At 70.7% G+C, this 22,712-nt stretch carries 17 protein-coding genes and 3 pseudogenes; 6 read left to right on the top strand and 14 right to left on the bottom strand.

The features are described 5' to 3' along the window. Positions 1 to 91: 91 nt before the first annotated feature. Entirely contained in the window at positions 92 to 487 is a 396-nt protein-coding gene (locus tag ACFZBU_RS40675) for a hypothetical protein (protein ID WP_391588804.1), read from the bottom strand. A 480-nt stretch (positions 488 to 967) separates the two neighbouring features. On the opposite strand from ACFZBU_RS40675, the pseudogene ACFZBU_RS40670 reads away from it, so the two are divergent. Then, positions 968 to 1,406: pseudogene (locus tag ACFZBU_RS40670) on the top strand (IS5/IS1182 family transposase); the annotation flags it as partial. 13 nt (positions 1,407 to 1,419) lie between these two features. Here ACFZBU_RS40670 and ACFZBU_RS40665 read toward each other — a convergent pair. After that, complete coding sequence (locus ACFZBU_RS40665; RefSeq protein ID WP_391588803.1) at positions 1,420 to 3,303, bottom strand: enoyl-CoA hydratase-related protein; 1,884 nt, start codon at positions 3,301 to 3,303, stop codon at positions 1,420 to 1,422. A gap of 198 nt (positions 3,304 to 3,501) precedes the next feature. Beyond that, positions 3,502 to 4,392, bottom strand: a complete 891-nt coding sequence (locus ACFZBU_RS40660; protein ID WP_391588802.1) for a helix-turn-helix domain-containing protein — start codon at positions 4,390 to 4,392, stop codon at positions 3,502 to 3,504. A 162-nt stretch (positions 4,393 to 4,554) separates the two neighbouring features. Here ACFZBU_RS40660 and ACFZBU_RS40655 point away from each other — a divergent pair, with 162 nt between their 5' ends. Both ACFZBU_RS40655 and ACFZBU_RS40650 read left to right on the top strand, forming a co-directional pair. Beyond that, entirely contained in the window at positions 4,555 to 5,145 is a 591-nt protein-coding gene (locus tag ACFZBU_RS40655; protein ID WP_391588801.1) for a non-oxidative hydroxyarylic acid decarboxylases subunit B, read from the top strand. A gap of 96 nt (positions 5,146 to 5,241) precedes the next feature. Then, positions 5,242 to 6,732 carry a UbiD family decarboxylase gene (locus ACFZBU_RS40650; protein WP_391588800.1) on the top strand — a complete coding sequence of 497 codons (1,491 nt, stop codon included), beginning with the start codon at positions 5,242 to 5,244 and terminating at the stop codon, positions 6,730 to 6,732. Here the strand turns inward: ACFZBU_RS40650 and ACFZBU_RS40645 are convergent. Beyond that, positions 6,698 to 7,681, bottom strand: coding sequence for a rhomboid-like protein (locus ACFZBU_RS40645; RefSeq protein WP_391588799.1), 984 nt, complete (start codon positions 7,679 to 7,681; stop codon positions 6,698 to 6,700). The genes ACFZBU_RS40650 and ACFZBU_RS40645 overlap by 35 nt on opposite strands. A 271-nt stretch (positions 7,682 to 7,952) precedes the next feature. Between ACFZBU_RS40645 and ACFZBU_RS40640 the strand changes: the two genes are divergently transcribed. Together ACFZBU_RS40640 and ACFZBU_RS40635 are read left to right on the top strand one after the other, a co-directional pair. Next, the gene (locus ACFZBU_RS40640; RefSeq protein ID WP_391588798.1) at positions 7,953 to 8,753 is read left to right on the top strand and encodes a DUF397 domain-containing protein; all 801 of its coding nucleotides are present in this window, start codon (positions 7,953 to 7,955) and stop codon (positions 8,751 to 8,753) included. 396 nt (positions 8,754 to 9,149) lie between these two features. Then, positions 9,150 to 10,523 (top strand): hypothetical protein, encoded by a 1,374-nt coding sequence (locus tag ACFZBU_RS40635; RefSeq protein WP_391588818.1) that lies wholly within the window; start codon positions 9,150 to 9,152, stop codon positions 10,521 to 10,523. A gap of 128 nt (positions 10,524 to 10,651) precedes the next feature. On the opposite strand, the pseudogene ACFZBU_RS40630 reads toward ACFZBU_RS40635, so the two are convergent. The 10 genes and pseudogenes from ACFZBU_RS40630 to ACFZBU_RS40585 all read right to left on the bottom strand — a co-directional run. Further along, positions 10,652 to 10,906 (bottom strand): annotated as a pseudogene (locus tag ACFZBU_RS40630) (aldo/keto reductase); the annotation flags it as partial. 1,193 nt (positions 10,907 to 12,099) lie between these two features. Further along, the gene (locus tag ACFZBU_RS40625; RefSeq protein WP_391588797.1) at positions 12,100 to 13,029 is read right to left on the bottom strand and encodes a potassium channel family protein; all 930 of its coding nucleotides are present in this window, start codon (positions 13,027 to 13,029) and stop codon (positions 12,100 to 12,102) included. 88 nt (positions 13,030 to 13,117) lie between these two features. Then, positions 13,118 to 13,612, bottom strand: coding sequence for a universal stress protein (locus ACFZBU_RS40620; RefSeq protein WP_391588796.1), 495 nt, complete (start codon positions 13,610 to 13,612; stop codon positions 13,118 to 13,120). Then, positions 13,605 to 14,513, bottom strand: a complete 909-nt coding sequence (locus ACFZBU_RS40615; protein WP_391588795.1) for a universal stress protein — start codon at positions 14,511 to 14,513, stop codon at positions 13,605 to 13,607. The genes ACFZBU_RS40620 and ACFZBU_RS40615 overlap by 8 nt, the downstream gene beginning before the upstream one ends. Positions 14,514 to 15,068: 555 nt before the next feature. Then, positions 15,069 to 15,806: a DUF6544 family protein gene (locus tag ACFZBU_RS40610; protein WP_391588794.1), complete on the bottom strand. Its 738-nt coding sequence runs from the start codon at positions 15,804 to 15,806 to the stop codon at positions 15,069 to 15,071. Positions 15,807 to 15,921: 115 nt separating this feature from the next. Then, entirely contained in the window at positions 15,922 to 16,569 is a 648-nt protein-coding gene (locus ACFZBU_RS40605) for a hypothetical protein (protein WP_391588813.1), read from the bottom strand. A 336-nt stretch (positions 16,570 to 16,905) separates the two neighbouring features. Next, positions 16,906 to 17,775: pseudogene (locus tag ACFZBU_RS40600) on the bottom strand (universal stress protein); the annotation flags it as partial. A 200-nt stretch (positions 17,776 to 17,975) separates the two neighbouring features. Next, the gene (locus ACFZBU_RS40595) at positions 17,976 to 18,584 is read right to left on the bottom strand and encodes a sensor histidine kinase (RefSeq protein ID WP_391588793.1); all 609 of its coding nucleotides are present in this window, start codon (positions 18,582 to 18,584) and stop codon (positions 17,976 to 17,978) included. A 465-nt stretch (positions 18,585 to 19,049) separates the two neighbouring features. Next, a complete protein-coding gene (locus ACFZBU_RS40590) occupies positions 19,050 to 19,274 on the bottom strand; it encodes a hypothetical protein (RefSeq protein WP_391588792.1) in 225 nt (74 codons plus the stop codon). An 867-nt stretch (positions 19,275 to 20,141) separates the two neighbouring features. Next, complete coding sequence (locus ACFZBU_RS40585; protein ID WP_391588791.1) at positions 20,142 to 20,693, bottom strand: MarR family winged helix-turn-helix transcriptional regulator; 552 nt, start codon at positions 20,691 to 20,693, stop codon at positions 20,142 to 20,144. Between the two features lie 302 nt (positions 20,694 to 20,995). Between ACFZBU_RS40585 and ACFZBU_RS40580 the strand changes: the two genes are divergently transcribed. Beyond that, complete coding sequence (locus ACFZBU_RS40580) at positions 20,996 to 22,681, top strand: amidohydrolase family protein (RefSeq protein ID WP_391588790.1); 1,686 nt, start codon at positions 20,996 to 20,998, stop codon at positions 22,679 to 22,681. The last annotated feature ends 31 nt before the right edge of the window (positions 22,682 to 22,712 follow it).

Raw genomic sequence — 22,712 nt, 5'->3', positions numbered from 1 at the left:
TCCTCCCGCAGACGCTCCACATCCCCGAGATCCACCCTCCCACCATGCACCCAAAACAGCACACATGGGAACCACATCTAACAAAGCACTACTAGCGCAGCTCCGCGAAGTGGGGGCTTCCCTCAGGAGCCAGGCCAACACGCCGCACGACCCATCCGGGAGAGTCCGTCTCTGGTGAGCTTCGCATGATGCCGCGCGCGGCGAACCCTCGTCTTCGCACTTCAAGACTTCGACCAGCGACATCACGCATCCAACCTCGGTAGCCGCCGGGCGGGTCGGAGCTGAGACGGCCTGCGCTGGTTCGGAAGTCGGGCATCCCGAGGTGCACGGTGATGTGCCGGGCAGACACGTCGCGCATCGCGGTGAGCTTCTGCACGGCGGCGGCGAGGCTTGCCTCGATCGCCGCGACCTCACCGAGCCAGCCCTGTTCCTTGGCCTCCTGGAGGCGGTCGACCGGGTTGGCGCGGATCTCCTCCAGCCTGGGCACCTGCTCGGGGTCGGGCCGCAGGACGGGGCAGCGGATGCACGCTTCTCCGAACTGTTGGTGAATCGGGCCGTGTTCGGGCGACCTCATCCCCAGACGGCGATTTCGACGGTATCCGGCTTGGGGAACGGCATCGTTTCCCAACCCAATGGCCAGTCGCCCTCGCGGTGCAAGGAGCGTTCCACGTCCAAGAGGCGGGGAACGCGTCGATTCCACCAGCCGGCTTCGTCCTCGGAGCATCCGGGCCAGGGAATCGTCGCCTGTCGAAATCGTTCGTCGGTGCGGTCGAGCTCCGGTTGCCTGAGCGCGCGGATGCGCGGGGGCAGCAGACGCCAGACTCTTGCGAGGGTGTCCCGCTGCAGGCAGCACGACACGGACTTGCGCCGCCCCGTGCTTTCGTCCGCCCCTGGGCGTTTTCTGGCCCCTCGGAGCCGCCCGGCGGAGGGAGGCTTCAAACCACCTCCTGCTGCGTTGGCTGAAGACCGTCGTGGAGTCACCGACACCCTCGGCCTGCTGCTCGCCGTGATCGTCACCGCGGCCGGCGTTTCGGACAACGCCATCGGCATCCGCTGTTCGACCAGGCCAAGGCGGCCCACCCGCAACTCGCAGCGGCCCGGGCCGACACCCGCTTCCGCAACAGAGTCGTCGAGCACGCCGCCCAGCTCGGCATCAACGTCAAACCGTCGCCCGCAACGCCGACGTCAAGGGCTTCCACGTGCTCCCACGTCGATGGGTCGTCGAACGATCCCTGGGCCGGCTCATGGTCCACCGCCGCCCGGCAAGGGACTACGAAGTACTCCCGGCCGGCTCGCAGGCCCACATCCGCATCGCGATGATCGACAACCTGCTCGAACGCGTCACCGGCGAAACCACCCAGACCTGGCGAGGCGCGTACTGGCTCATCAAGGGCGAATCAACATGAATGAGACGCCCTCTCAGAGCTTGAAGACGAAGCGGTGGCGCTTGTGCGCGAAGCCTTGGCGGTCCGCGAACATGTCGTAGGCCATGGCCTCGAGTTCTTCGGCCTCGTACGCGGCGACCGGCTTGAGGGCGCCGTCGACGGACAGGGTCTTGCGTTTGGTGTCGATGGTCTGCTCGTGTGTTTCGACTTCCGCCCGGGCCAGATCGGCCAACCACCCGTCGAAGTCGGCTTTCCCGGCGGGGCCGATGCGGTCGAGGAGGCCGATGGCGAGCGCGGTCTGCGCATCGATCGGCCTGCAGTCGGTGGTGAGCCGTCGGGCCGTCGCGTCGCCGACGCGCCGGGGCAGAGTGTAGGTGTGCAGTTCCGAGCCGCTCAGTCCCATGGTCGCGTAGTGCGGGTTCAACACGATGCCCGGCCGGGCGACGACCACGTCGGCCCCCAGAGGAAGCATCACACCGCCCGCGCCCGCGTTGGCCTCGAACGCCGCGACGAGGACCTGTCCGGTGGTGGTGAGGATGGTGCGGCAGACGGCGTTGATGGCCGTGATGTTCAGCCACGCCTCCAACGCCGGTCGAGCGGCGGCCTCGATGACGTTGAGATGGATGCCGTTGGAGAAGAACTCGGAACCGCCCCGCAGCACCAGCACCTTGGTGTCCCGGGCCGTTGCCTCGCGCAGCGCCGACAGGAGTCGCCCACACTGGCGTGTGCTCATGGCACCGTTGTAGAAGTCGAACGTGAGGTATCCGATGTCGCCCTCACGGCGGTACTCGATATCGGTGTACGGCGAGCACGTCGCTTCGGGCAGGGCCGCGACGTCCACGCCGTAATCGCCGCGCGCCAGCGTTTGCAGTGCGGGAAGCTTGCAGGCACGGGCCGTGCGTTCGGTCCTGGCGCGCATGTGTGCGATCCATACGCTGGAGTCCCGGGCCGCCACGCGCACGGCTTCGTGGTGCCGTGCCACGATCGTGCCGGGGAGTGCTCCGGCGACCGGGCCGTCCAAGCGCGCGTCGTAGAGGTAGGCGGACCCGGAACCGATGTTCGCGAGCACCCCCGGGAACCCGTCCGCCGCCGCGATCGATCGCACGATGTCCGGCCCCGGTGAGTCCCACCGGAACGCGCGGTCCGTTTGTGACATCGCCGGGCGCAGGCGAGCCGACGGCACCGCCCTCGGGTATCGCTCTGCCGGCACGGGGAGGAAGGCGGGATCCCCGGCCTTCTCGGCGACCTCGAGAACGCATGCGACGGCCGCGTCGGCGACGGGCCCGTTGTACACGGCCGACTTGCGTGCCGGAGGTTCACTCATCGGGAACGTGCGCGTCGCCCAGATGGGCCCCGCGTCCATTTCCTCCACGGCCGACAGTGCTGTCACGCCCCAGAGCGGCTCACCGTCGGCAATGGCCCAGTCCAACGAGGAAGGTCCGCGATCGCCGACCGCGCCCGGATGAATGACGACCGTGGGCCAGGCCTTCCAGACGGACGACGGGATGCGCGTCTTCAAGAACGGGCAGATGACGACTTCGAAATCCGCCGGGGCGACTGCCTGCAGAATGTCCGACTCATCGGCGACCACGGCGAGTCGCACCTTGTGGCCGGCCGCCCGAAGAGCCAGGTCGGCGCGTTGGGTCAGGCCGTTGTTGCCACTGGCGATGAGAAGGATGCGTCGCACGGCGTTTCCGTTCCATGTGTCGGATCGTCGGATCCGAACATTCGTCGAGGCCATGCGCCTGTGAACGCCCATGGCGAGCCTGTGATTCGCCGCCGCGTGCGTCCGGATGGGAAGACCTCGGACGGCGGCGGCCCCCGTGAGCGGGGAGGCACCCGCGATTGCCGCAGGTCCCTTCACGGTTAACGCGAATCCCAGGGCCGTGGTCGCGGCCACCACGGCGATCTCGATCAAAAGGACGACGAACCACGGGCTTTACCCCGGGTCGCCGTCCATGCTCTCGGGGCCATGGGCGGGCTCGGCGGTGAAACTGGTCGGCGTCGTCGGCGTGGGGGGTTGGCGTGGTGCCGGGATCGTGGTGACGGCGTTGGGCGCGGAGCGGGACGCGAGGTGGTGTTGTCGCGGCCCGGTCGTGGCGAGGTGCTCGTACCGCTACGTCCCGCTGCCGTGGGCGCGGGCCCGAAAGCCGGCCGGGGTCTCGCCCGTGCGATGGCGGAAGAACTTGGTGAAGACCGAAGAGTTCGGGAACCCGAGCCGGTCCCCGATCGCACCGGCGGGCAACTCGGTGTGCAGGAGCAGCCGTTTGGCCTCCAGTACGATGCGGTCGTCGATGAAGGCCTTGGCTCCCAGCCCGACGGCGGCGGTGCTCGCACGGGTCAGGGTGCGGACGCTGTAGCCCAGTCGCGCGGCGTAGTCCTCCACCCGGTGGGTGTGGCCGAAGCCCTCCTCGACGGCGCGTTGGAAGCGGCGGAAGGTCAGGTCTCCCGCGGTCGGGTTGCGCAGGCCGCCCGGTAGGTGGGCCAGCCGCAGTACGAGGACGGCGAGCAGGTGGCGGACGACGTCGACGTGCACCTCCAGCGGCAGGTCTCCCAGCCGGTGGTACTCGCTCGTGAGCATCTCCAAGGTGTCGCGCACCGGCGCCTGGGCCTCGGGTACGGGGGCGAGCGGAAGCCGCCAGGCCCGTCGGTCGAGGTGGGCGGCCGCGACGGTGGCCGCGTCCAGGAAGCCGGCCTGGAAGACGACGACCGTGCCCTGCGCAGCGGGTCCGGATCGGAGCCGGAGCACCTGTCCCGGTCGCACCCACAGCCAGGATCCGCTGTCCACCACACAGTCGGTGAGGTCCACCGCGCACGGCAGTCGACCGGTGCGCACCGTGATCAGCACGTGGAAGGCGGGTCGGACGGGCACGTACGCCCCCATGCCGTGTCGGCCGATGCGCTCGGTCCAGCCCGGGAGGTCGAAGACCTCCACCCCGGGCGGCCCGCCCGGTGTGGAGGGGAAAGGGATTTCCGCAACACCGTCGGTGTGTCCGTTTTTGCCCATGATGTGTCCGAGACTATCGCTTCTCGGACACCAGCGACGCCTAGCGTGAGCTGCGGAACGATCGCGAACGGTTTTCCGGGGGCCGGTCGAACCATGACCGAAACACTCCGGCATCGGTGCGTGGCGCCCGGCGGCCGGACCGAACCCAGGGAAGCGAACCGCATGCGACTGATCGTGGGAATGACGGGCGCGACCGGCGCCGTACTCGGCATCCGGCTGCTCGAGTTCCTGGCCGCCGACCCGGACATGGAGACGCATCTGGTGCTCAGCCGCTGGGCCCGCACCACCATCGAACTGGAGACCGGCCGGTCCGTACGCGAGGTGGCCGAACTGGCGGACGTCGTGCACGGCCCGGAGGACCAGGGTGCGAGCATCTCCTCCGGTTCCTTCCGTACCGACGGCATGGTGATCGTGCCCTGCAGCATGAAGACCCTCGCCGGAATCCGCGCCGGTTACTCGGAGGGGCTCGTCGGACGGGCCGCGGACGTGGTGCTCAAGGAGCGCCGGCCGTTGGTGCTGGTGCCGAGGGAGACGCCGCTGAGCGAGATCCATCTGGAGAACATGCTCGCGCTCTCGCGTGCGGGCGCAGCGATCGTGCCGCCGATGCCGGCCTTCTACAACCGCCCCGAGACGGTCGACGACATCGTCGACCACATCGCCTCCCGAGTCCTCGATCAGCTCGGCCGGTCCGCTCCCGCGGCCCGTCGCTGGGCCGGAATGCGGGCTGCGCGCAACGGCACGTCCGCCGCCTGACCCCGCTCGGCCACCGCAGCGGGAAGCCGGCCCCCGCCGACCGTCGATCCGGTACCGGCCGGCACCACACACCCGATGAAGAAGGGACCCCTTCCCATGACCCAGCACGGCCCCGCGGTCGACTTCCGCGACTTCGTCGACGAACTCCTCGCCGCCGGGGACGCCGTGGCGATCGACCGCGCCGTCGATCCTCACCTCGAGGTGGGGGCGATCACCCGACGGGCATACGAAACGCGGTCGCCGGCGCCCCTGTTCGGCTCCCTCGTCGGGGCGGCGCCCGGCTTTCGGATCCTCGGCGCGCCGGCCGGGCTCGGCACACCCGGCGCACAGGAGTACGGCAGGCTCGCGGCGCACTTCGGCCTGCCGCGCCGGGCCCGCCCGCGCGACATCCTCGAGAAGCTGGTCGGCGCCATGCACGCGGCGCCGCTCCCGCCGGTCGTGGTCGCCGATTCGCCGTGCAAGCAGAACATTCGGACGGGGGACGCGGTCGACCTGGACGAGTTCCCCGTGCCGTTGCTGCACCAGGAGGACGGCGGACCGTACTTCGGGACGTACGGCTTCCACGTCGTGCGCAGCCCCGACGGCGAGTGGACCAGCTGGTCCGTCGCCCGCACCATGCTGCACGACCGCAACACCCTGGTCGGTCCCGCGATGCCGCAGCAGCACATCGGCATGATCCACCAGATGTGGCGCGCGCGGGGCGAGCACACGCCCTGGGCCATGGTGCTCGGGGCACCGCCCGCCGCCCTGGCCGCCGCCGGCATGCCCCTGCCCGCGCACGTCGACGAGGGCGGCTACGTCGGCGCGCTCACCGGCAGCCCGGTCGAAGTGGTGCGGACCGAGACGAACGGCCTGTACGTACCGGCCAACGCCGAGATCGTGCTGGAGGGATACCTCAGCCGTGACGAGACGGCGCCGGAGGGCCCGATGGGCGAATACCACGGGTACGCGTTTTCGGAGAGCAAGCCGCAGCCGGTCTTCCACGTGGAGGCGGTGACCCACCGCGACGACCCGATTCTGCCGGTTTGCGCCGCCGGCCTGCCGCCGGAGGAGAATCACACCGTCTGGGGCACGATGATCTCCGCCGCGGCCCTGGACCTGCTGCGCTCCGCGGGTCTGCCGGTCGATCTGGCCTGGTGCTCCTACGAGGCGGCCGGCTGCTGGATGGTGGTCTCCGTCGACCTGCGGCGTCTGCGCGAGATGCGCACCACGGAGGCGAAGCTGGTGCGGGCGGTGGCCGACGTCCTGTTCGCCTCGCACGTCGGCTGGCTGGTGCCCAAGGTCGTCCTCGTCGCCGACGACATCGACGTCACCGACATCGACCAGGTCGTCTGGGCCATGGCCACCCGCTACCACCCGGGTACGGGCGAGTACAACTTCCCCGAGGCCCCCGGCATCCCGATGGTGCCCTATCTGACCCCCGAAGAGGTCCGCTCCGGCAGGGGCGGCAAGTCGATCAGCAGCTGCCTCCTCCCGGAACAGTTCCACGGCACCACCCGCGGCACGACGGCATCCTTCCGCGGCTCCTATCCCCGAGAACTGCAACAAACCGTCATCGACAACTGGGCCGACTACGGCTACCGGTGATCCCGGCCGGGTCGACCCGGTGCGGTGCCGGCTCGCCGTCCCGGGGCCGTACGGGCCCCGGGATTCGGTGGGTTCGGTACCCGATCGACATCGGCGCCATCCTCGACCCCGGCGGGGCGGAGGCAACAACGGCAACGGCGGCGGCAACCGCCACCACGGCTTCGAGCTTGGTGGTGTATCCCTGGGCGGTCAAACTCGTGGCGAATTCGGCTGAGGGCCGGCGTTGTCCCTGCGCAGGCGCATGTGCCGAAGCGGGCCCGCCGCACCGGAGTTGGCCGGGCGGGCCCGGCTCCGGAGTGTCGGGGCGCCGCCGAGGAGGGCGCCGGTGAGGCAGGTGGTCAGGTGGCCGATTTCGGTGACGTTCGCGTGCGTGATGCCCTCCGGCCAGGCGAGTGCGTGCCATGCCGGGAGGGTGATCGCCGGGGCACGGGTCAGCCGTCGTCGGCCGGTCAGGGCTCGCTGCCAGTGCCGCGATCACCAGGCGGGACGGGCCGACGTCCGACATGTCGCGGAGGTCGGTCGGGGCGTGGTGGAGGGAGATCCGGGCGGCGAACAGGCCCTGGCCGACCGCCGTGCCGGCCACGTGTCCCGTGGTCGCGGTCAGGGTGGCTCGGCGATTGCCGAAGCGGTCGGTCAGTGGAGTCAGGGCGAGGCCGGTGACGGCGAGGTGCGACCAGCGTTCGGGTTCGAGTACGAATGCCGAGGCGGCCAGTGACTCGATCGGTCGGCCGCGGAGGTTGGTGAGGTTGGTCGAGGCCCAGTCGACCGGTGCGGCGCGGTCTGCCGGCCCGAGTACCCAGGTCTGGACGGCCGTGACCACACTCGCGGCCAACAGGTAGGCGATCGCCAGCAGCAGGGCGCGGGACCACCGCCCACTGCGCGACGGAGCCGGCCGGTGGCCCGCGCCGGCTCGCGGACGGGCGCGGAGGCCGGGGTCTCGGCGCGGCATGGGTGATCGGTCGTGACGATCGGGATCACTTCCTTCCGTGTCGGCGGGCGGGTGGCGGAAAGCCGGCGGGGTAGATGGGGAAGTCGGTGGGAGGGCGACGCGGGTTCGACCTCTCGAACCTCGCAACTCGCCGGGCCCGGGCGCGTCCGGCGGGTGACAGACCATGGCGGGTCTGTCGCGCGGGGGATGGCGGGGCGTGGCTGCGACCTGAGGACGATGCGAAGGGTGGCCCGGAGACAGAAGTCACGTCCTGCTCGCGCGCGTAGCGTCGATGCGTGAACTCGACGACGCCGCAGGAGTACACCTCGTAGCAGGGCCGCGTCGCCGGCTGCTCGTGACCGTGGACGTGGCGATCGCCGGCGCGCTGGGCGTGGTCCTGTCGCTGGGTGTCTCCACGCTGACGTGGCACGGATGCCTGCCCGTGCCGGTGGTGTTCGTGGCGATCCGGCTCTTCGCGGGAGCATTCGTGCTGCGCCGGTTCACGCCGCTCGCCGCGATGGTCGCCACGTCCGTGCTGCCGCCGCTGATGGCGACACCGTGGTTCCTGGCGGTGTGGATGCTCGCGGTCCTGGTCGCCTACGGGGCACAGGCTCGCTCGCGGCGGGTGGCGGCACTCGGGCCGGGGGGTTCCCTGCTGGGCGAGTTGTCGTCCTGCCTGGTGATGCAGGAGCTTTCGGGTCGACCGATGATCGGCTTTCGGATCGTCATCGTGCAGTTCGCCGCGTGGGTCTCCGGGTGGGCGGCGGCCAGAGGCCGCGTGCACAACGAGGGCCTGCCCCCGGGCCCTGACGCCCGAGGCCACACGCACCCTGTTCGAACAAATGCTCAAGGAGCTCTCGTGACGCCCAAGCCCGATCCGTCCTCCTTCGACCAGACCGCACTGACCTGGCGCAAGTCGACACACAGCGGGGACTCGGGCAACTGCCCCGAATTCGCCCGATGGGGGTCGCACGTCCTGCTGCGCGATGACGCCGACCTCGGCAAGCCGCCGTCGGTATGGACGGTGGACGAGATCCGAGCCCTGTTCGCGGGCATCAAGGACGGCGAGTTCGACGACCTCACCTCCCCATGACAGACCCGGAACCGCAGCCGCCATTCGGTGGCTCGTTCACCAACGGCCGCACCATCAGGGGCTCTTGAGTGAAGACGATACGGTCCGGCGGCCAGTCGTGAAATGGCCGCCGGACCGTGTGCTGTCCACGATGCTCACGGCGGGATCGCGGTCATGGTTTGCGGCAGGATCGGGTCGGTGGTCGATCGCGCGGTGGCATGCCTGATTGCGCGCCCCTCGGCTGTTCACAGTGTGGGTGCCGAGAGGTTGTGAACCGGTCGAACTCGGAACGGGTGCGCGTGCAACAGTTCGATCGTGAGTGGATTCGAAGGTCGTGACGACGATACGCCGTACACGTGTCACGGGGTGGGCCCGGGCGATGTCGAGGTGATGTTCCCCCGACCGGGGACCGCGGCGATGCTGGAGATCTCGAAGATGTCCGGCGAACGTCTGACGTTATGGGCGCTCGCCGAGCCCGGATCGGTCGGTGGAAGGTGCCTGTACGAAGGGCCGATCGAAGCGTCCGAGGGCAGCATTCTGGTCTTCGACACCGGGCCGGCGGCCGTGGAGCGGCTGAGAGTGGTGACGGCGGGGAACTGGTCGCTGCGCCTGCGGGATCCGGCGTCGGCGCCCGAGTTCGACGAGTCGATTCAGGGACTGGGACCGCAGGTTGTGCGGTACGTCGGGCCCGGTGGCGTGGCGACGGTCGACGCGTCGGCCCGCGAGGGCGGTTGCACCGTGCTGCTGTACCCGGCCGGGCCCGACGAGCGGGCCGAACAGTGGAGCGAGTCGAATGCCGCGTCGCAGCGAATACCCCTCGCGGGAACGCAATTCGTCGTGGTCGAAACTGCCGACCGGTGGTCGATCACGCTCGAGTCGAGTGCACCGGGGCCACATCTGATCCCGATCCCGACGAACGGGGAAACCTTCGTGCAACGCGGTTCGGGAACACGGGTATTGAGCCTGATGCGCCCGTCGGGGGACGAGCCCGTGATATTCGAGGTCGCGCTCACGTCGGGCCCGGGGATACGGGTGGGCGTTCCGCACTTCACGTCCAGGACCGACGAGGACGGAAACGAGACCTGGGTCGACGATCGCAGCAGGGAGCCACGGAGATTGCATCCGGATTGTCCGCGCACACAGTTCATGTTCCCTGAGGACTGGGGCGAGAGGGTCGTGATCGATATCTCGGCGCCCGACAGTCGTTGGGAGGTGCGGCTCTTGCGCGCGAGCGAGCTTCGGGCGCTGCGCGAGTCCGTACTCCTTTCCGGCTGCGGAATGGAAGTGCTGCGCTATCACGGACCGGTGGCCGCGCTGCGGGCCGACCGGCACTGGCGGGGCGAGCGCTGGTTGCACAGGTACGGCCGCCTGTGGCGGTCACTCGAGTCGAATCCCGCGCTCGGCAGCGGCGCACCCACCAGGGAAACGATCGTGGGAACCAGCGGGTCGATGGAATTGATCACCGTGCCATGCGAGGACCCGTGGGAGGTGTCCGCGGTTCCCATCGAGAGCGTCCGTACTTTCGATCACCGCATTTCGGGCTGTGACTCGGAACTCCTCCGCCACGTCGGCGGCAACCGTGTCGTCGTCCTGCGGGCGCGTCGCGGGTACCGAGGCGACGTCGATGTGTACACCTTCAACGGGCGTGGAGGGTGGGCGTGGGTCCACGGGCGGTTCTTCATCGGCCTGTGGTGGCGCTCGATTGAGGTGTCCGAGGAATACGTCCTGGTCACCAGCGAAAAGCGCAGGCCCTGGAAGATACGCACTCGTGCACGGCGATGGTATGACTGAACGATGACGCGTCCCCGGTTCGTTCGTGGGCGACGGGCCCGTCGGGATGGGATCCGATCGGCCACACGAGCAGCCGGCGATACGGTCACTGATCCGAACTGCGGCGCCGACCCCGTCATGGTGACCTCGGTGCTCACCACCGCCGGCGCCTTCGGGAACTCGCGCAGTACTCGGCCGGGTAGGCGCTCGGTGCGGCCGTCACCATACCCGTCGGCCGTGTCGAACAGCGTTGCGCCGTGTCGCGCTGCGCTGCGCAATGCCTCGAGCCACTCCGCGTCGCCCGGCGGATCCGACCTGAGGCCGGTACCCCGACAGCCGACGCCCAGAGGATGGACCGTAACGCCCGGGTACAACGGTCGTGGCGACAGGTCGAGAACCGCCACGGGGAACCCGCCCCGCCACGGTCGGCGGCCGAGCCTGCTCGTTCGGGGAGTGGGGGAGGCGCCGTCGACCCGGCCGTTGCCGTTCGCGGTGGCGTGGCCGAAGCCGAACGCCTTGCAGGCCCACAGGAACACGAAGCCCAGCAGGGCGCGCGGCCCCGTCGCGGCGACATCGGTGGTGTCGGTGGCGGCGATCCCCGGTCGCGGGCCACGGCCTCGAGCGTGCTCCGATCGGCGAGGCCCGGGGTGCCGAGGTCGCACGGTGCGGCAGGCGCAGACGCGGTGACAGTGCGGAGGCCGTGGGACGTTGCCATGTCGATTCCCTCCCCTTCGAAGCCGGCCCCCGCCCGGCTCGCGGGCACGAACATGCGCTCCCGGACCGTGATTTCGGCTTCTCGCCGGCCCGGTACCCACGCGAGGGCCGACCGGCCCCGGGCCCAACAGCCGGCTCCCATGGGGACGTCCGGTGCCCGCAGCCGTTCCCGTGCCGGTCGGTGGCCTTGGGCAATCGGATCCAGATCCGGTCCGCGTGTCGATCAACCTGTGCGGGACACCGTCGACATCGTCGGTTTCCCCGATCCGACGTGCGGCAACATCTGCGTCGACATCGACGGGGACGACGAACACGACGACCTCCACGGCTGACCCGACGACAGGCCGTCCGGACGTTCCTCCACGTTCCACACATCGAGACCGCCGGGGAGCGGATCGCGGCGCCGTCCGCGTCGGCCTCGGCGTGCGCGGCACCGGCCCCGCCATCAGGACCGCGGCGGTGTCGGCCATCACCGCCTTCCTCAACGAGCCTCGAACACTTCCTCGTTGCCGTGACGCCGGTTGGTCCGGCGTCCTCCCCCGACCGACGAGGCTTGCGCCCGCAGGCTTCGCATCCTGCCCGTCGTTCACCCGAACACCGCACGTCCGCTCGCGACGAGCCGACCGGCCTCTCGCGAGAACGACGGGGGACCGACGGGCACCGGACTGCCACCACGCCGGCGGCCGCGTCGACGTCGGCTCGGGGGAACGCGCCGTTCCGGGAGTGTGCCACGTTCGGGGGCGGGCGCGAAGGAGCAGATGCCGTCGAGGGTTTCGGCTCGCGCTCGCGTGTCGCCCAGGCCGCCGTCGCGCGGGCTCCGCGCGCCCGGGCGGCACCCGGCACGAAGGCGGATCCCCGGCTCCCGCCGTCATCCGTCTGCGGCTCAGGGGCGGTCCGGCTGCCGGCCGGGGGCACCGTGTGGGGAGTCGGTGTGTGTTGCTGCGGACAGGTGGTCGTTCAGGCGCCTCAGTTGCTCTTCCATGGCGTGCAGGCGCCGCTCGAGGCGAGCGTATTCCAGGCGTTCCTCGGCCTGTTGCTCGGGGAGGATCAGCCGGGTGGCGATGGTCGCGGTGACCACACCCATCATGCCGATGCCCACCACCATCAACACCGCCCCCACCAAGCGCCCCTCGGCGGTGACGGGGTGCAGATCGCCGTACCCGACGGTGGTGACCGTGCTGATCGCCCACCACAGGGCATCCGGGTAGTCGGTGATGTTCGCGTCCGGCGTGCGGCGTTCCGGCGCCAGGACGGCCGCGGCGCCCGCGACGAGGATCGTCAGGACCACCGCGACGGTGCTCACCAACAGGCGGCCGGCGTGCCCGCCCCGCGCGACCGCACCGATCCGGCCGATCACCGCGATCAGGCGCAGGACCCGCGTCGCGGGCAGCGCGACCGCGGCGAGGTCCAGCGGATGGGAGCGCACGAACCGCCGACGGTCCCGGCTGAGTCCGAGTCTGACGAGGTAGTCGGTCATGAAGACCGCCCACACTCCGTACTCGATCCACAGCACCGGACGCTCGCGCGCCTGCAACGCCTCGCCCAGAACGAACGTGGTCAACGAGACGACCGCGAGGAGTGTCAGCCACGGGGTCGTCGCACGTTCCCACCGCTGATACGCCGTGGACTCGCCGTCCGCGTTGGAGCCCCGCATCACGAACTCCGTCACGGCGATTGCCGTCGCCGATCGCGCTTCGTCATCCGGTTTGCTCACCGGAAGGTTTCCGGAACGTGCCGCGGCGCGGCGCGGCACGTGCATCGGATTGCCGCGCAGCACGGTGATCGGGTTGCGGTCAGGGGGCAAGGGGTTCATCCGGGCTCTCCTTCCGTCCGGCGGGCGCGGCGGCGGCGATGTGGCGGCCGCCGGTCGGGGCGAGGAACAACGGATCCGGCTGCCTGATTCAGTGGTCGACGGGGACGAGCAGGACCGGGGCCTTCGCATGATGCAGCAGCGCGTGGGTGACGCGGCCCAGGTTGGGACCGAAGCGGCCGGTGTTGCGGTGGGCGGCCAATACGACCAGGGCGGCGTCGGTGCTCGCGGCGATCAGGGCGCGGGCAGGCATGTCGATGTGGACGTCCTCGGTGACGTCCACGTCGGGGTACTGCTTACGTAGGGGCGCCAAGGCCTGTTCCAGGGCGTCGCGTTGGGCGTCACGCCAGTCGTCCGGGACCCACATGGCCGGGGCGCAGCCGAGGCCGCCGGCCGGCATCGCCGGGTAGTGCCACGTGTGCACGGCGCGCAACGGGAGTCCTCGGGTTCGGGCCTGGGCGAAGGCGGCATCCAGCGCGGGGGCGCAGTCCTCGTTCGGCCGGCGGTCGATCCCGGTGAACGACGACCGTCGCGGGGGTGCGAGTCGCGGTCGGGGAAAGCGGCGTCTCCCCGGGCGCTCAGTCACGGGTGTGCACGTGCCCGTCGTCCGGGGCCGGGGCGATAACCAGTGGGCAGCGCGCGTGGTGGATCAGACCCTGGCTGACCGAGCCCAGCAGCATGCCCGCGAAGCCGCCGTGTCCTCGAGTCCCCACGACCACCGCCAGCGCGTGTTCGCCCGCTTCGGCCAGGACCCGGACCGGGTGCCCGACGACGACTTCGCGGTGCACCGACACGTCCGGGTACTTCTCGCTCCACCCGGCGAGCGCCTCGGCGAGACGGATTCGACCTTCCCGAATCTCCTCTCCCGTGCGCAGTCCGGCCATCAGACCGGTGGACGGTTGCCGTACGTGCACGGCCACGATCGTGGCGCCGCGTCGGGCGGCCTCGTCGAAGGCGTACGCCACCGCCGGTTCCGAGCGCCGCGACCCGTCCACGCCGACCACGATCGTGCGCGGGTCGGTACTGGTGTGCTCGGGCTCGCGGACGACCACGATCGGGCACCTCGCGTGCGCGGCGATCGACGTCGCGATGCTGCCGGTGAGCAGCAGTTCGGTAATCGCCGACAGCCGGCGCGAGCCCACGACGACCATCGCCGCGTCCCGCGCCTGTCCGGGCAACACCGATACGGGCGCACCGTCCAGCAGGACCGACTCCACGACCAACGCGGGATGGCGCGCGGCCACGACCGCGCGGGCCTCGTCCAGCGCGCGCATCCCGGAACGGCGGAACCGCTCGCCCCAGGTCTGTCGGTGCGGGTTCGAGTCGGTTCCGCGGTCCGCGCCGGTGGGCCAGTCGAGAGTGTGAACCAGACGCAGCGGCAGCCGGCGTCGGGCGGCCTCGTCCGCCGCCCACGTTACGGCCGGCCTGCCCGCGTCGGTGGCCTCCACCCCCACCACGATCGGTGGCGTTCCCTCATGCACGTTCACGGTGAACTCCCTCTGCCCGGTGCCGACGGGTGTCGGTCCCTGCCCCGAACACTGCTGGTCGTCGAGACCCGGACACAGGGCCGACGGACCCCCCACGGCGGGACCGTCGACCCTGGCCGTGCCGAGGCGATCGACGCGACGCCGACGGTGGGCGGCGCGAACGCGCCTGGGCCGAAGGGACCGGGACCATGTACGAGGTCGGTCCAGCCGGTGCGCGTGGCCGGGTCGATGTGGCCGGCCTGGAATGCGAACACCGCATCCGACACGGCTTTCGCGAGCGCGGAATCGGCGGGGGAGCGGAAGACCACCGACTCCCCGTCGAGGGCGAACGCCCCGAATGCACCGCCGCAAGAGCGCCCTCGCTGACGACGACACGCCCGATCGGGTCCCCGGCCATCAGTTCCGGCGTCTCCCGGCGGTCGAAGGGACGTCGCGTTACGAAGTCTTCGCCCATCGCTCCACTTTCGAACCCGAGCGGGTCTTCGACCCGAACCGAACGACCTGTGTCGGCGGAACGAGTTGCAGCAACCGTGACGGGGGAGCCCGTCGTCGGGCTCAACGGAAGTTCGCGGCGTCGATGTCGTAGTGGATGAAGGCGTCGGTGTCGTCCCAGCCGGCGTGGATTCCGGTGGGCAGGAGGAATCCGCCGTGCGAGACCTCGCCGTCGAAGGTGGCGGTGAAGCGGTGTTCGCGGTGGCGACGGCCGTCGGGGTTGCCCCAGCGGGGCAGGGACACCGATGCCGGCGCGCCGGACGGCGACACGGTCACCGTCACCTCCTGCGCATAACCGGCGACGGCGAAACGGGCCACGGCTCGCGTGTCGTCCACCGCTCGCCAACGCACGTCGCGGTGCAGCGCGAACGGGGGCACGAAGACGAATTCGCCGGCCAGGCGACCGGCCGCGCTGCGCGTCACGTCGACACCGGACGCGCCGATGAAGGGCACCACGCCGAACAGCCGCCAACGCATTGCTGCGCCGTCCGCGTCCAGGCGGTCGAAGCCGCGGATCCGGACCCCTGCGGGTCCGCGCACATCCGCGTCCCAGCGGAACGCGGCGGGCGGGGTCAGGGTCTGCCGCGATTCGAAGGGGCACCACCGTCGCCGCACCCGGATCCGGCCGTGTGCGCGCCACTCCACCGATGTCGGGGTCGGCGTACCGGGCGGCACCGCGTGGGCGAGCCACCGCCGGATCGGCTCGGGCGGCTCACTGTAGGACTCTTCGCGTCCGGGGCCCGGGGTCGCGGCCGGTGGTTCGGGGGCGGGTTCCTCGGGTGGGGGCTGAGGAGTGCGCAAGGTTTTCGGCTCCTGTCGGTACGCATCCGTCGAGCGGGTCGCGACGGCAGATGACTCGGCCGGGTCCGTCGTGTGGACGGTACCCGGCCGAGGCTTGTGGTGAGCGCGGTGGTGATCAGAGCAGCCAGCGGTGGTCGCGGACGATCGGCAGGCGGGCCCACCGGGCGCCGAGGCCGAGTCGGCTGCCGACGGCGATCGCGGCGAGGGCGATCAGGGAGATCGCGTAGATGACGTGGTAGTCGGTGAAGGGGTTGGTGGAGGCGGTGGGTTTGCCGCTGTCGAGGTGCTTGGCGGGCGGCCATTCGGCGATCCACATCAGCGCCATCATCGCGGTGCCGGACAGGGCCGCCAGGCGCAGGCCGATGCCCAGGATCAGGGCGAGGCCGACGCCGAGCAGGCCGAGCATGAACAGCCAGTCGGCCCAGGGTTCGCCGGCCCAGCCGCGCAGGGTGCCGGCCATGGGTCCGACGTCGACGTGGGAGAGGAACCCTTTGGTGGGGGAGCCGCCGTCGACCCAGCCCTTGCCGTCGGCGGTGGCGTAGCCGAGGCCGAAGGTCTTGTCGAGGAATGCCCACAGGAACACGAAGCCCAGCAGGACGCGCAGGCCCGCCACGGCGACATCGGTGGTGCGGATCGTGGCGATCGCCGGGGAACCGGCCACGACATCGGATCCGGCTCGGTCCGTCCCGGTTCGCGACGCCGAGGCGGGACGGTGGGGCAGGTGCAGGCGCGAGGACAGTCGGTGGTCGTGTGCGGTTGCCATGTCGGGTTCCCTCCCTGGTGGCGCCCGGCCCGATGCCCGGCGCTCGGCCACGAACGAGCTCTCCTGGGCCGTGCCGCCAATCTCCCGCGATCCCCCTGCCCTGCCCCAGGGCCGACCGGCCCGAATCGCCGGGTCCAACAGCCGGTTGCCGTCGCGACGTTGCCGGTGGACTTCACGGAGCCACGCCGAAAAGGCGGTCGTCCCGACGGATCGGGGACGAGCGCCTCGGGTCGGAGTCCGCTTCGTGCGCTTTCCCTGAGTCCGCGACCAACCACGCCACCGGTCACCGGACTTCGGCCGGAACCGGGGCGACGCGTCAACCGACCGGCACAGCAGGACGGGGGCATGCGCGTGGTGCAGGACCGTGTGACTGACCCGGCCCAGGCGCGTGCCGAAACGCGCGGTGCGGCGGTGCGCGGCCAGGACCACCAAGTCCGCCTCGCGGGACGCCCCCACCAGCGCCCGGCTCGCTCCCTCGCGTACGACACGCACCTGTGATTCGATCTCCGGGTGCTTGGCCAGGAAGGCGGCCTGCGAGGCATCGACGGCAGCCCGCCGCAAAGCACTTTCCGCGGCCAGGGACTCCATCGTAGGCGCGGGTAGCCCCATGGGGGTGGGGACGACCGGCGGAATCGCATTCAGCGCACACACCCGCAAGTCCCGCAACTGCGCCTCTTCATAGGCCGCTTCCACGGCGGGACCGCAATCCGAGCCCTCCACGCCCACCACGACCAGGCCCGCACCGGAACCGTCCGGCCGGCCCGAGGTCTCGTGCCTGTCGCGCACGACCAACAGCGGGCAGGGTGTGTACGCGGCCACCGAAAGGCTGACCGAACCCAGGAGCAGTCCGGCCATCCGGCCGTGTCCGCGGCTGCCGATCACCACGAGGGAGGCGTGTGCGGCGGAGGTGAGCAATACCTCGTGCGCGGGGCCGCGGCGGACTCGGGCGATCGTTCGGATCTGCGGGTACAGCGCCTGTGCGTGGGCGACGGCCGCCTTCGTCGCGTCCTCCGCCTCCCGACGCATCTGCCCTACGTAGGCGTCCGGTTGACCGTCGTCGGGCAGGGTCCAGGAGCTGACGATCTCCAACGGCAGTCGGCGGTTCGCCGCCTCCAAAGCGGCTTGGGTGACGGCGGCAAGCGCGGCGGACGATCCGTCCACGCCGACGACCACGTGACCGGTGGGAGGGGGTGGAATGGCAGACATGGAATCATCCCTTCTCGAACGGCAACCACGCGGAAGGCGGTGCCTTTTCCGAGTCCATGCCAACGCATCTCCCCGCGCCGCACAGGGGCCGATGGGCCCGGCGACAGGGGCCGCGCGACCCGACCGCGACCCGCATCCGGTCGTCGGCATCCGCATCACGCGTCCCCCGCCGGGCCGAGTCGAAAGACGTTCCGACGTCGTCAAGTCAGCGGGGCGCGCCACTCCAGGATCGCGCCGCCGTCCGGTGCGGGTCCGAACGTGCAGGTGCCACCGAGGGATTCGGCGCGCTCGCGCATGTTGCCCAGTCCGCTGTGGCGCGTCGGTGTCGCGGGCGGTCCCACGCCGTCGTCGCGTACCCGCAGACGCACCTGATGCTCGTCGCTCTCGACGTGTACCTCGACCCGGTTGGTGTGCCCGTGGCGGGCCGCGTTCGCGAGCGCCTCGCGCAATACCGCGATCACGTGGGCGGAGACGGTCTCGGGTACGGCGGTGTCCAGCAGCCCGTCGACGCGCAACGTCGGGGCGAAGCCGAGGACTTCGGTGGCGGCGTCCACCTCGCGCAGGCAGCGTGAGCGCAGTCCGGTGCCGGTGTCGCGGTCCCGGGCCTTGAGGGAGAAGATCGTGGAGCGGATGACCTTGATGGTGTCGTCGGGGGCGTCCACCGCCGATTCGACGCGTTCGAGGGCTTCGGGGTGGTCGATGAAGCGGGTCGCGCTCTGCAGGGTCATGCCGGTCGCGAACAGTCGCTGGATGGCGAGGTCGTGCAGGTCTCGGGCGATGCGGTCGCGGTCCTGGAGTACGGTCGACAACTCGGCGTCGCGGCGTCGTTCGGCGAGGAAGAGTCGGCCCCGTCGATCTCGGCCGGCTCCTGGTCCTGTGCGCGGACTCCTCTCAGGCGGACGTCGCCGCGCCGTGTGACGCGGCTGGGGGAGGTCGGGCCTGCTTGCCTGCTTCGACGAACCTAGGCCGGGTCCGGCCCGGTCGCGAGGTTCAACCTGCCCGGTGACGCGCGGCGGCGGTTTCAAATCCGTCCCCCAAGCTCTCCGCGGATCGACACGACTCGGCGGCGGGTGTGCGCCCGGCGGCCGACGCGCAACCAGTCGAAGACGTGCTCGGCTTCGTTCATGGCACGAACTGCCAGATCGCGGAGGAGATCGCGCTGTTTCCGGCTCTGTTCGGGTCGACTCGGCCGCCCTCGCCGTCCGGCGGGAGGACCGCCGCTGTGTGGGCACGGTTGTCGGGCAGCTCCCGTGCCCACACCCTCCGGTGTGTTGTCACCGGATGAAGAGCCGGTATACGCCGATAGGTTCGTAGGAACACTTCCACTCGTGCCAGCCCTCGCGCTGGTACTCCTGGCCGGCATCGACGCACGTGCTCCAATCGACGTAGGTTTCCACGAAGAGCCACCCGCCGGACTGGGCCGCGACGGGAGTGGAGGGCGAGATGGCCGCCACGGCGGAGGTGCCCTGGGCGCCCATGGCGCCAAGGGCGATCAACATGGCCAGTAGCGTCGTCATCTTGCGCATTTCGGACCTTCTTTCGAGGGGTGGGGCGCGTGCGGGCACGCGCGTGATCGTTGCGCGTTCGCGCCGGGGGAACCTGCCGGCATGAAGACGTTCGGTCCCGAGCAGTCGGTCGGTCCGCGCTCGGGATCCGCAGCCGCGACGTGCAGATCGACGATCCGGGCGAGGTCGCGTGCGTCGGGTGTTTCGATCGTCCGTTCGTCGATCGGACCGGGCGACGTGTCGTTCCACCGCGCGGGATCGGCAGGTCGAGGCAGGCTCGGATGGGTCGGATGCCGCACCTCCCGGTCGCGGGTGCGCAGCCCGGCTTCGACGCCGGCGCGGCGTCGACGGGTCTTCTCGGTCCGATACCGCTGCCGCGGTAGCCACCCGGCCGACCAATCCCCGGCCGGACAGCCACACATGGGCAAGGCCCAAGCTCGCGTCATCGAATCGTCCTGAAGAAAGTGGATCGGTGCCGGATTGCCGAACCCGACGGATCGATCCGGCACGGTCGCACGCCGCAACGGCGACGGCGCGATGAGGAAACGCCCTCGCACGGAGAGCACTTCACACACCGTCAGGCCGAAGTGGGTGTGACCGGAACCCTAGGAGATCCGCCGGCCGAGGATCCAGAATCAATCCGCCCCGCGACGCGACCTCCGGGTATCGGATTCGTCCCCGAACGGCGTCGCGAGGCGGCGGCCGAGGGCAAGCCGGGCCGCCGGAGCAGGCGGTGGGGCCGAGAGGACGCGCCTTTTGCCCCGAGCCCGCATCCGCCGGGCCGATCCCGCCCTGCCCCGCTCGCCGAACTCGTCGCAGGCGACGCTTCGATCCGCCGACGTCGCGCCGGGGCATGTGCGATCAGGTCGAGGTTTCTCCCTCGGCCGCCCTGCGGCTCAGCGCCGCCTCCATGGCCGCGGTGACGTATTCGAGCAGTTCCGCCAGTTCCGAGCGCCGGCGGCCGGACAGGCCACTGAGGACCTCCTGCATGAGCGCGTAGCGGTCCCGCTGGATCCGGCGGCTGATGCGACGACCCGCAGCGGTGGCCTGGACGATGACGTACCGCCGGTCGCCCTCGTCCGGCCGCCGCTCGGCCAGCCCGAGTTTGAGGAGGCGGTCGGTCGTGCGACTGGCCGCGCCCCGGTCGATGTCGAGCGCTTCGGCGAATTCGTGCATGCGCCACTCGCGCCGCGACGCGAGGGTTTCCAGCGCGTCGACCTGGGCGGGGGTGAGTTCCCTTCCGCCGGCGCCGTACAGCGCATGCGCCAGCTCGGTGTGTGCCGGGCTGCGGGAGAACTGCTGGATGGCCCGGATCACGCGGTCGCCGGAGTCCTCGCCGCCGGCGTCCGCGGCGGCGGGTTCGGCCGGGGGGCAAGACACGTTCGGTGTGCTGCGGGCACGGCGATCAACCATGGCAGAACGGTACCGGTCGGCCGGTGATTCCCCTGGTCCGAGGTTCCTCTTCAGGTTCATGAATTGCCTAAGGCAACTCTTGCCTTAGGCATCTACTCCGGATACGTTGCGGGCAGGGAGCGGCCGACACCGTCGGGGACTCCCCGGCGTTCCGCAGGCCGGCGGCGGAGGCGGCCGCGGTACGCCGGAAGACACGCGGGCCGTCGTGGACGTCGTGGCGAGCTCCACGGCCCACCGTCCTGGCGCGGTGCGCACCCGCCTCCGGCACGTCCGGCACGAACGCAACGACCAGGAGAACAGACATGAGTACCAACGACATCGCAGTGCGCGGTGGGACGGTCGTCGACGGCACCGGCGGACCCTCGCGCCGCGCCGACATCGGCATCCGCGACGGGCGTGTCACCGAGATCGAGGACGCCGTGACGGGCCGGCACGAGATCGACGCCACCGGGCGCCTCGTCGTGCCGGGCTTCCTCGACATCCACACCCACTACGACCCGCAGGTCCTGTGGGACGGGCTCCTGACGCCGTCGTCGTGGCACGGGGTCACCGCAGTCGTGGCCGGCAACTGCGGCTACAGCCTCGCCCCCGCCCGCCCGCAGGACCGCCGTTCGCTGCTCGGCACGCTGGAGATGGTCGAGGACATGCGCGGCGCCACCCTCGCGGCCGGCGTGGAATGGGACTTCGAGACCTACCCCGAGTACCTGGAGGCCGTACGGCGGCGCGGTACGGCGATCCACTTCGGGGGATTCGTGGGGCACACCGCCGTCCGCACCTACGTGATGGGCGAGGAGGCCTACGAACGCCCCGCCACCGACGACGAACTCGCCCGAATGCGCGGTGTCGTCGCCGAGGCGCTCCGCGGCGGCGCACTCGGATTCTCCAGCGACCGCGCCGGCTTCCACCTCGGCGACGGCGGCCGCCTGGTCCCGTCCATGGTCGCCACCCAGGAGGAGGTCGAAGCGCTCGCGTCCGTCACCGCCGAGATCGGCCTCGGCATCGTGCACATCGCGACCGGCGAGAACTACCGCTGGGTGTACGACTTCCAGCGCCGCCTCGGCCGCCCGCTGACCTGGACATCGATCCTCACCTACCCGGAGGGAACGGCCTCCCGGGCGCCGTACCAGGACAAGCTCGCCGATCATCTACGGGGCCGCCGAGACGGCGCGGACGTCTGGGCGCAGGTCACCTGCCGACCCATCACCCAGGAGTTCTGCGTCGCCGAGCCGACCTCCTTCTACTCGCTACCCGCGTTCGCCGACCTGGTCGCGGTGTCTGTCGACCGCCGCCACACCGTCTTCCGGGACCGGACCTGGAGGGCGCGTGCCTGGGCCGAGTTCGAGAGCGGACGGTGGTTCGACCCGCGTTGGCAGACCATCACGGTCACACACTCGCCCACGCGCCCGGACCTGGTCGGCGCGCCGGTCGCGGCGATCGCCACCGAACGCGACACCACGCCCTTCGACGTCATCTGCGACCTCGCCCTCGACGACGCTCTGGCGAGCCGCTTCACCGTCACCTTCGCCAACGACGACGCAGACGGCGTCACCACGCTCATCCGCGGCGAAGGCTGCATCATGGGCCTGTCCGACGCCGGAGCGCATGTCGGTCAGATCTGCGACGCCGTCATGCCCACCGACTTCCTCGCCAACTGGGTTCGCGACCGCGGCGTCCTGCCGCTCGAACACGGCATCCACAAACTCACCGGGGAGATCGCCGACGTGCTCGGGGTCGACCGCGGACGGCTGCGCCCAGGGGGCCACGCCGACCTCGTCGTCATCGACTACGACGCCCTTTCCCCGGGCCCGACCCGGCGGGTGCGCGACCTGCCCGCCGACGGAGAACGCCTGATCGCCGACACGCCCACGGGACTCGACCACATCCTCGTGGCCGGCGTCGCGATCCGCGAGCACGGCACGCAGATCACCGACCGCTTGGACCGCCTGCCAGGCACCCTCCTGCGCAGCGGCGTCCGGGACGCGGAGTGAGCACGATGCCCGCCGCGACAGCGCGGTCGTC

The organism is Embleya sp. NPDC008237, assembly GCF_042956465.1.
GTDB lineage: Bacteria > Actinomycetota > Actinomycetes > Streptomycetales > Streptomycetaceae > Embleya.
The sequence above is the reverse complement of the archived record's forward strand: the minus strand, read 5'-3'. Positions and strand labels throughout refer to the sequence as shown.

Coding starts and splice junctions, on each gene's coding strand:
- ACFZBU_RS40660 (WP_391588802.1), bottom strand. CDS start 4,392: ATGGGCAAAAACGGACACACCGACGGTGTTGCGGAAATCCCTTTCCCC.
- ACFZBU_RS40655 (WP_391588801.1), top strand. CDS start 4,555: ATGCGACTGATCGTGGGAATGACGGGCGCGACCGGCGCCGTACTCGGC.
- ACFZBU_RS40650 (WP_391588800.1), top strand. CDS start 5,242: ATGACCCAGCACGGCCCCGCGGTCGACTTCCGCGACTTCGTCGACGAA.
- ACFZBU_RS40645 (WP_391588799.1), bottom strand. CDS start 7,681: ATGCCGCGCCGAGACCCCGGCCTCCGCGCCCGTCCGCGAGCCGGCGCG.
- ACFZBU_RS40640 (WP_391588798.1), top strand. CDS start 7,953: ATGCGTGAACTCGACGACGCCGCAGGAGTACACCTCGTAGCAGGGCCG.
- ACFZBU_RS40635 (WP_391588818.1), top strand. CDS start 9,150: ATGCTGGAGATCTCGAAGATGTCCGGCGAACGTCTGACGTTATGGGCG.
- ACFZBU_RS40625 (WP_391588797.1), bottom strand. CDS start 13,029: ATGAACCCCTTGCCCCCTGACCGCAACCCGATCACCGTGCTGCGCGGC.
- ACFZBU_RS40605 (WP_391588813.1), bottom strand. CDS start 16,569: ATGGCAACCGCACACGACCACCGACTGTCCTCGCGCCTGCACCTGCCC.
- ACFZBU_RS40590 (WP_391588792.1), bottom strand. CDS start 19,274: ATGTTGATCGCCCTTGGCGCCATGGGCGCCCAGGGCACCTCCGCCGTG.
- ACFZBU_RS40585 (WP_391588791.1), bottom strand. CDS start 20,693: ATGGTTGATCGCCGTGCCCGCAGCACACCGAACGTGTCTTGCCCCCCG.
- ACFZBU_RS40580 (WP_391588790.1), top strand. CDS start 20,996: ATGAGTACCAACGACATCGCAGTGCGCGGTGGGACGGTCGTCGACGGC.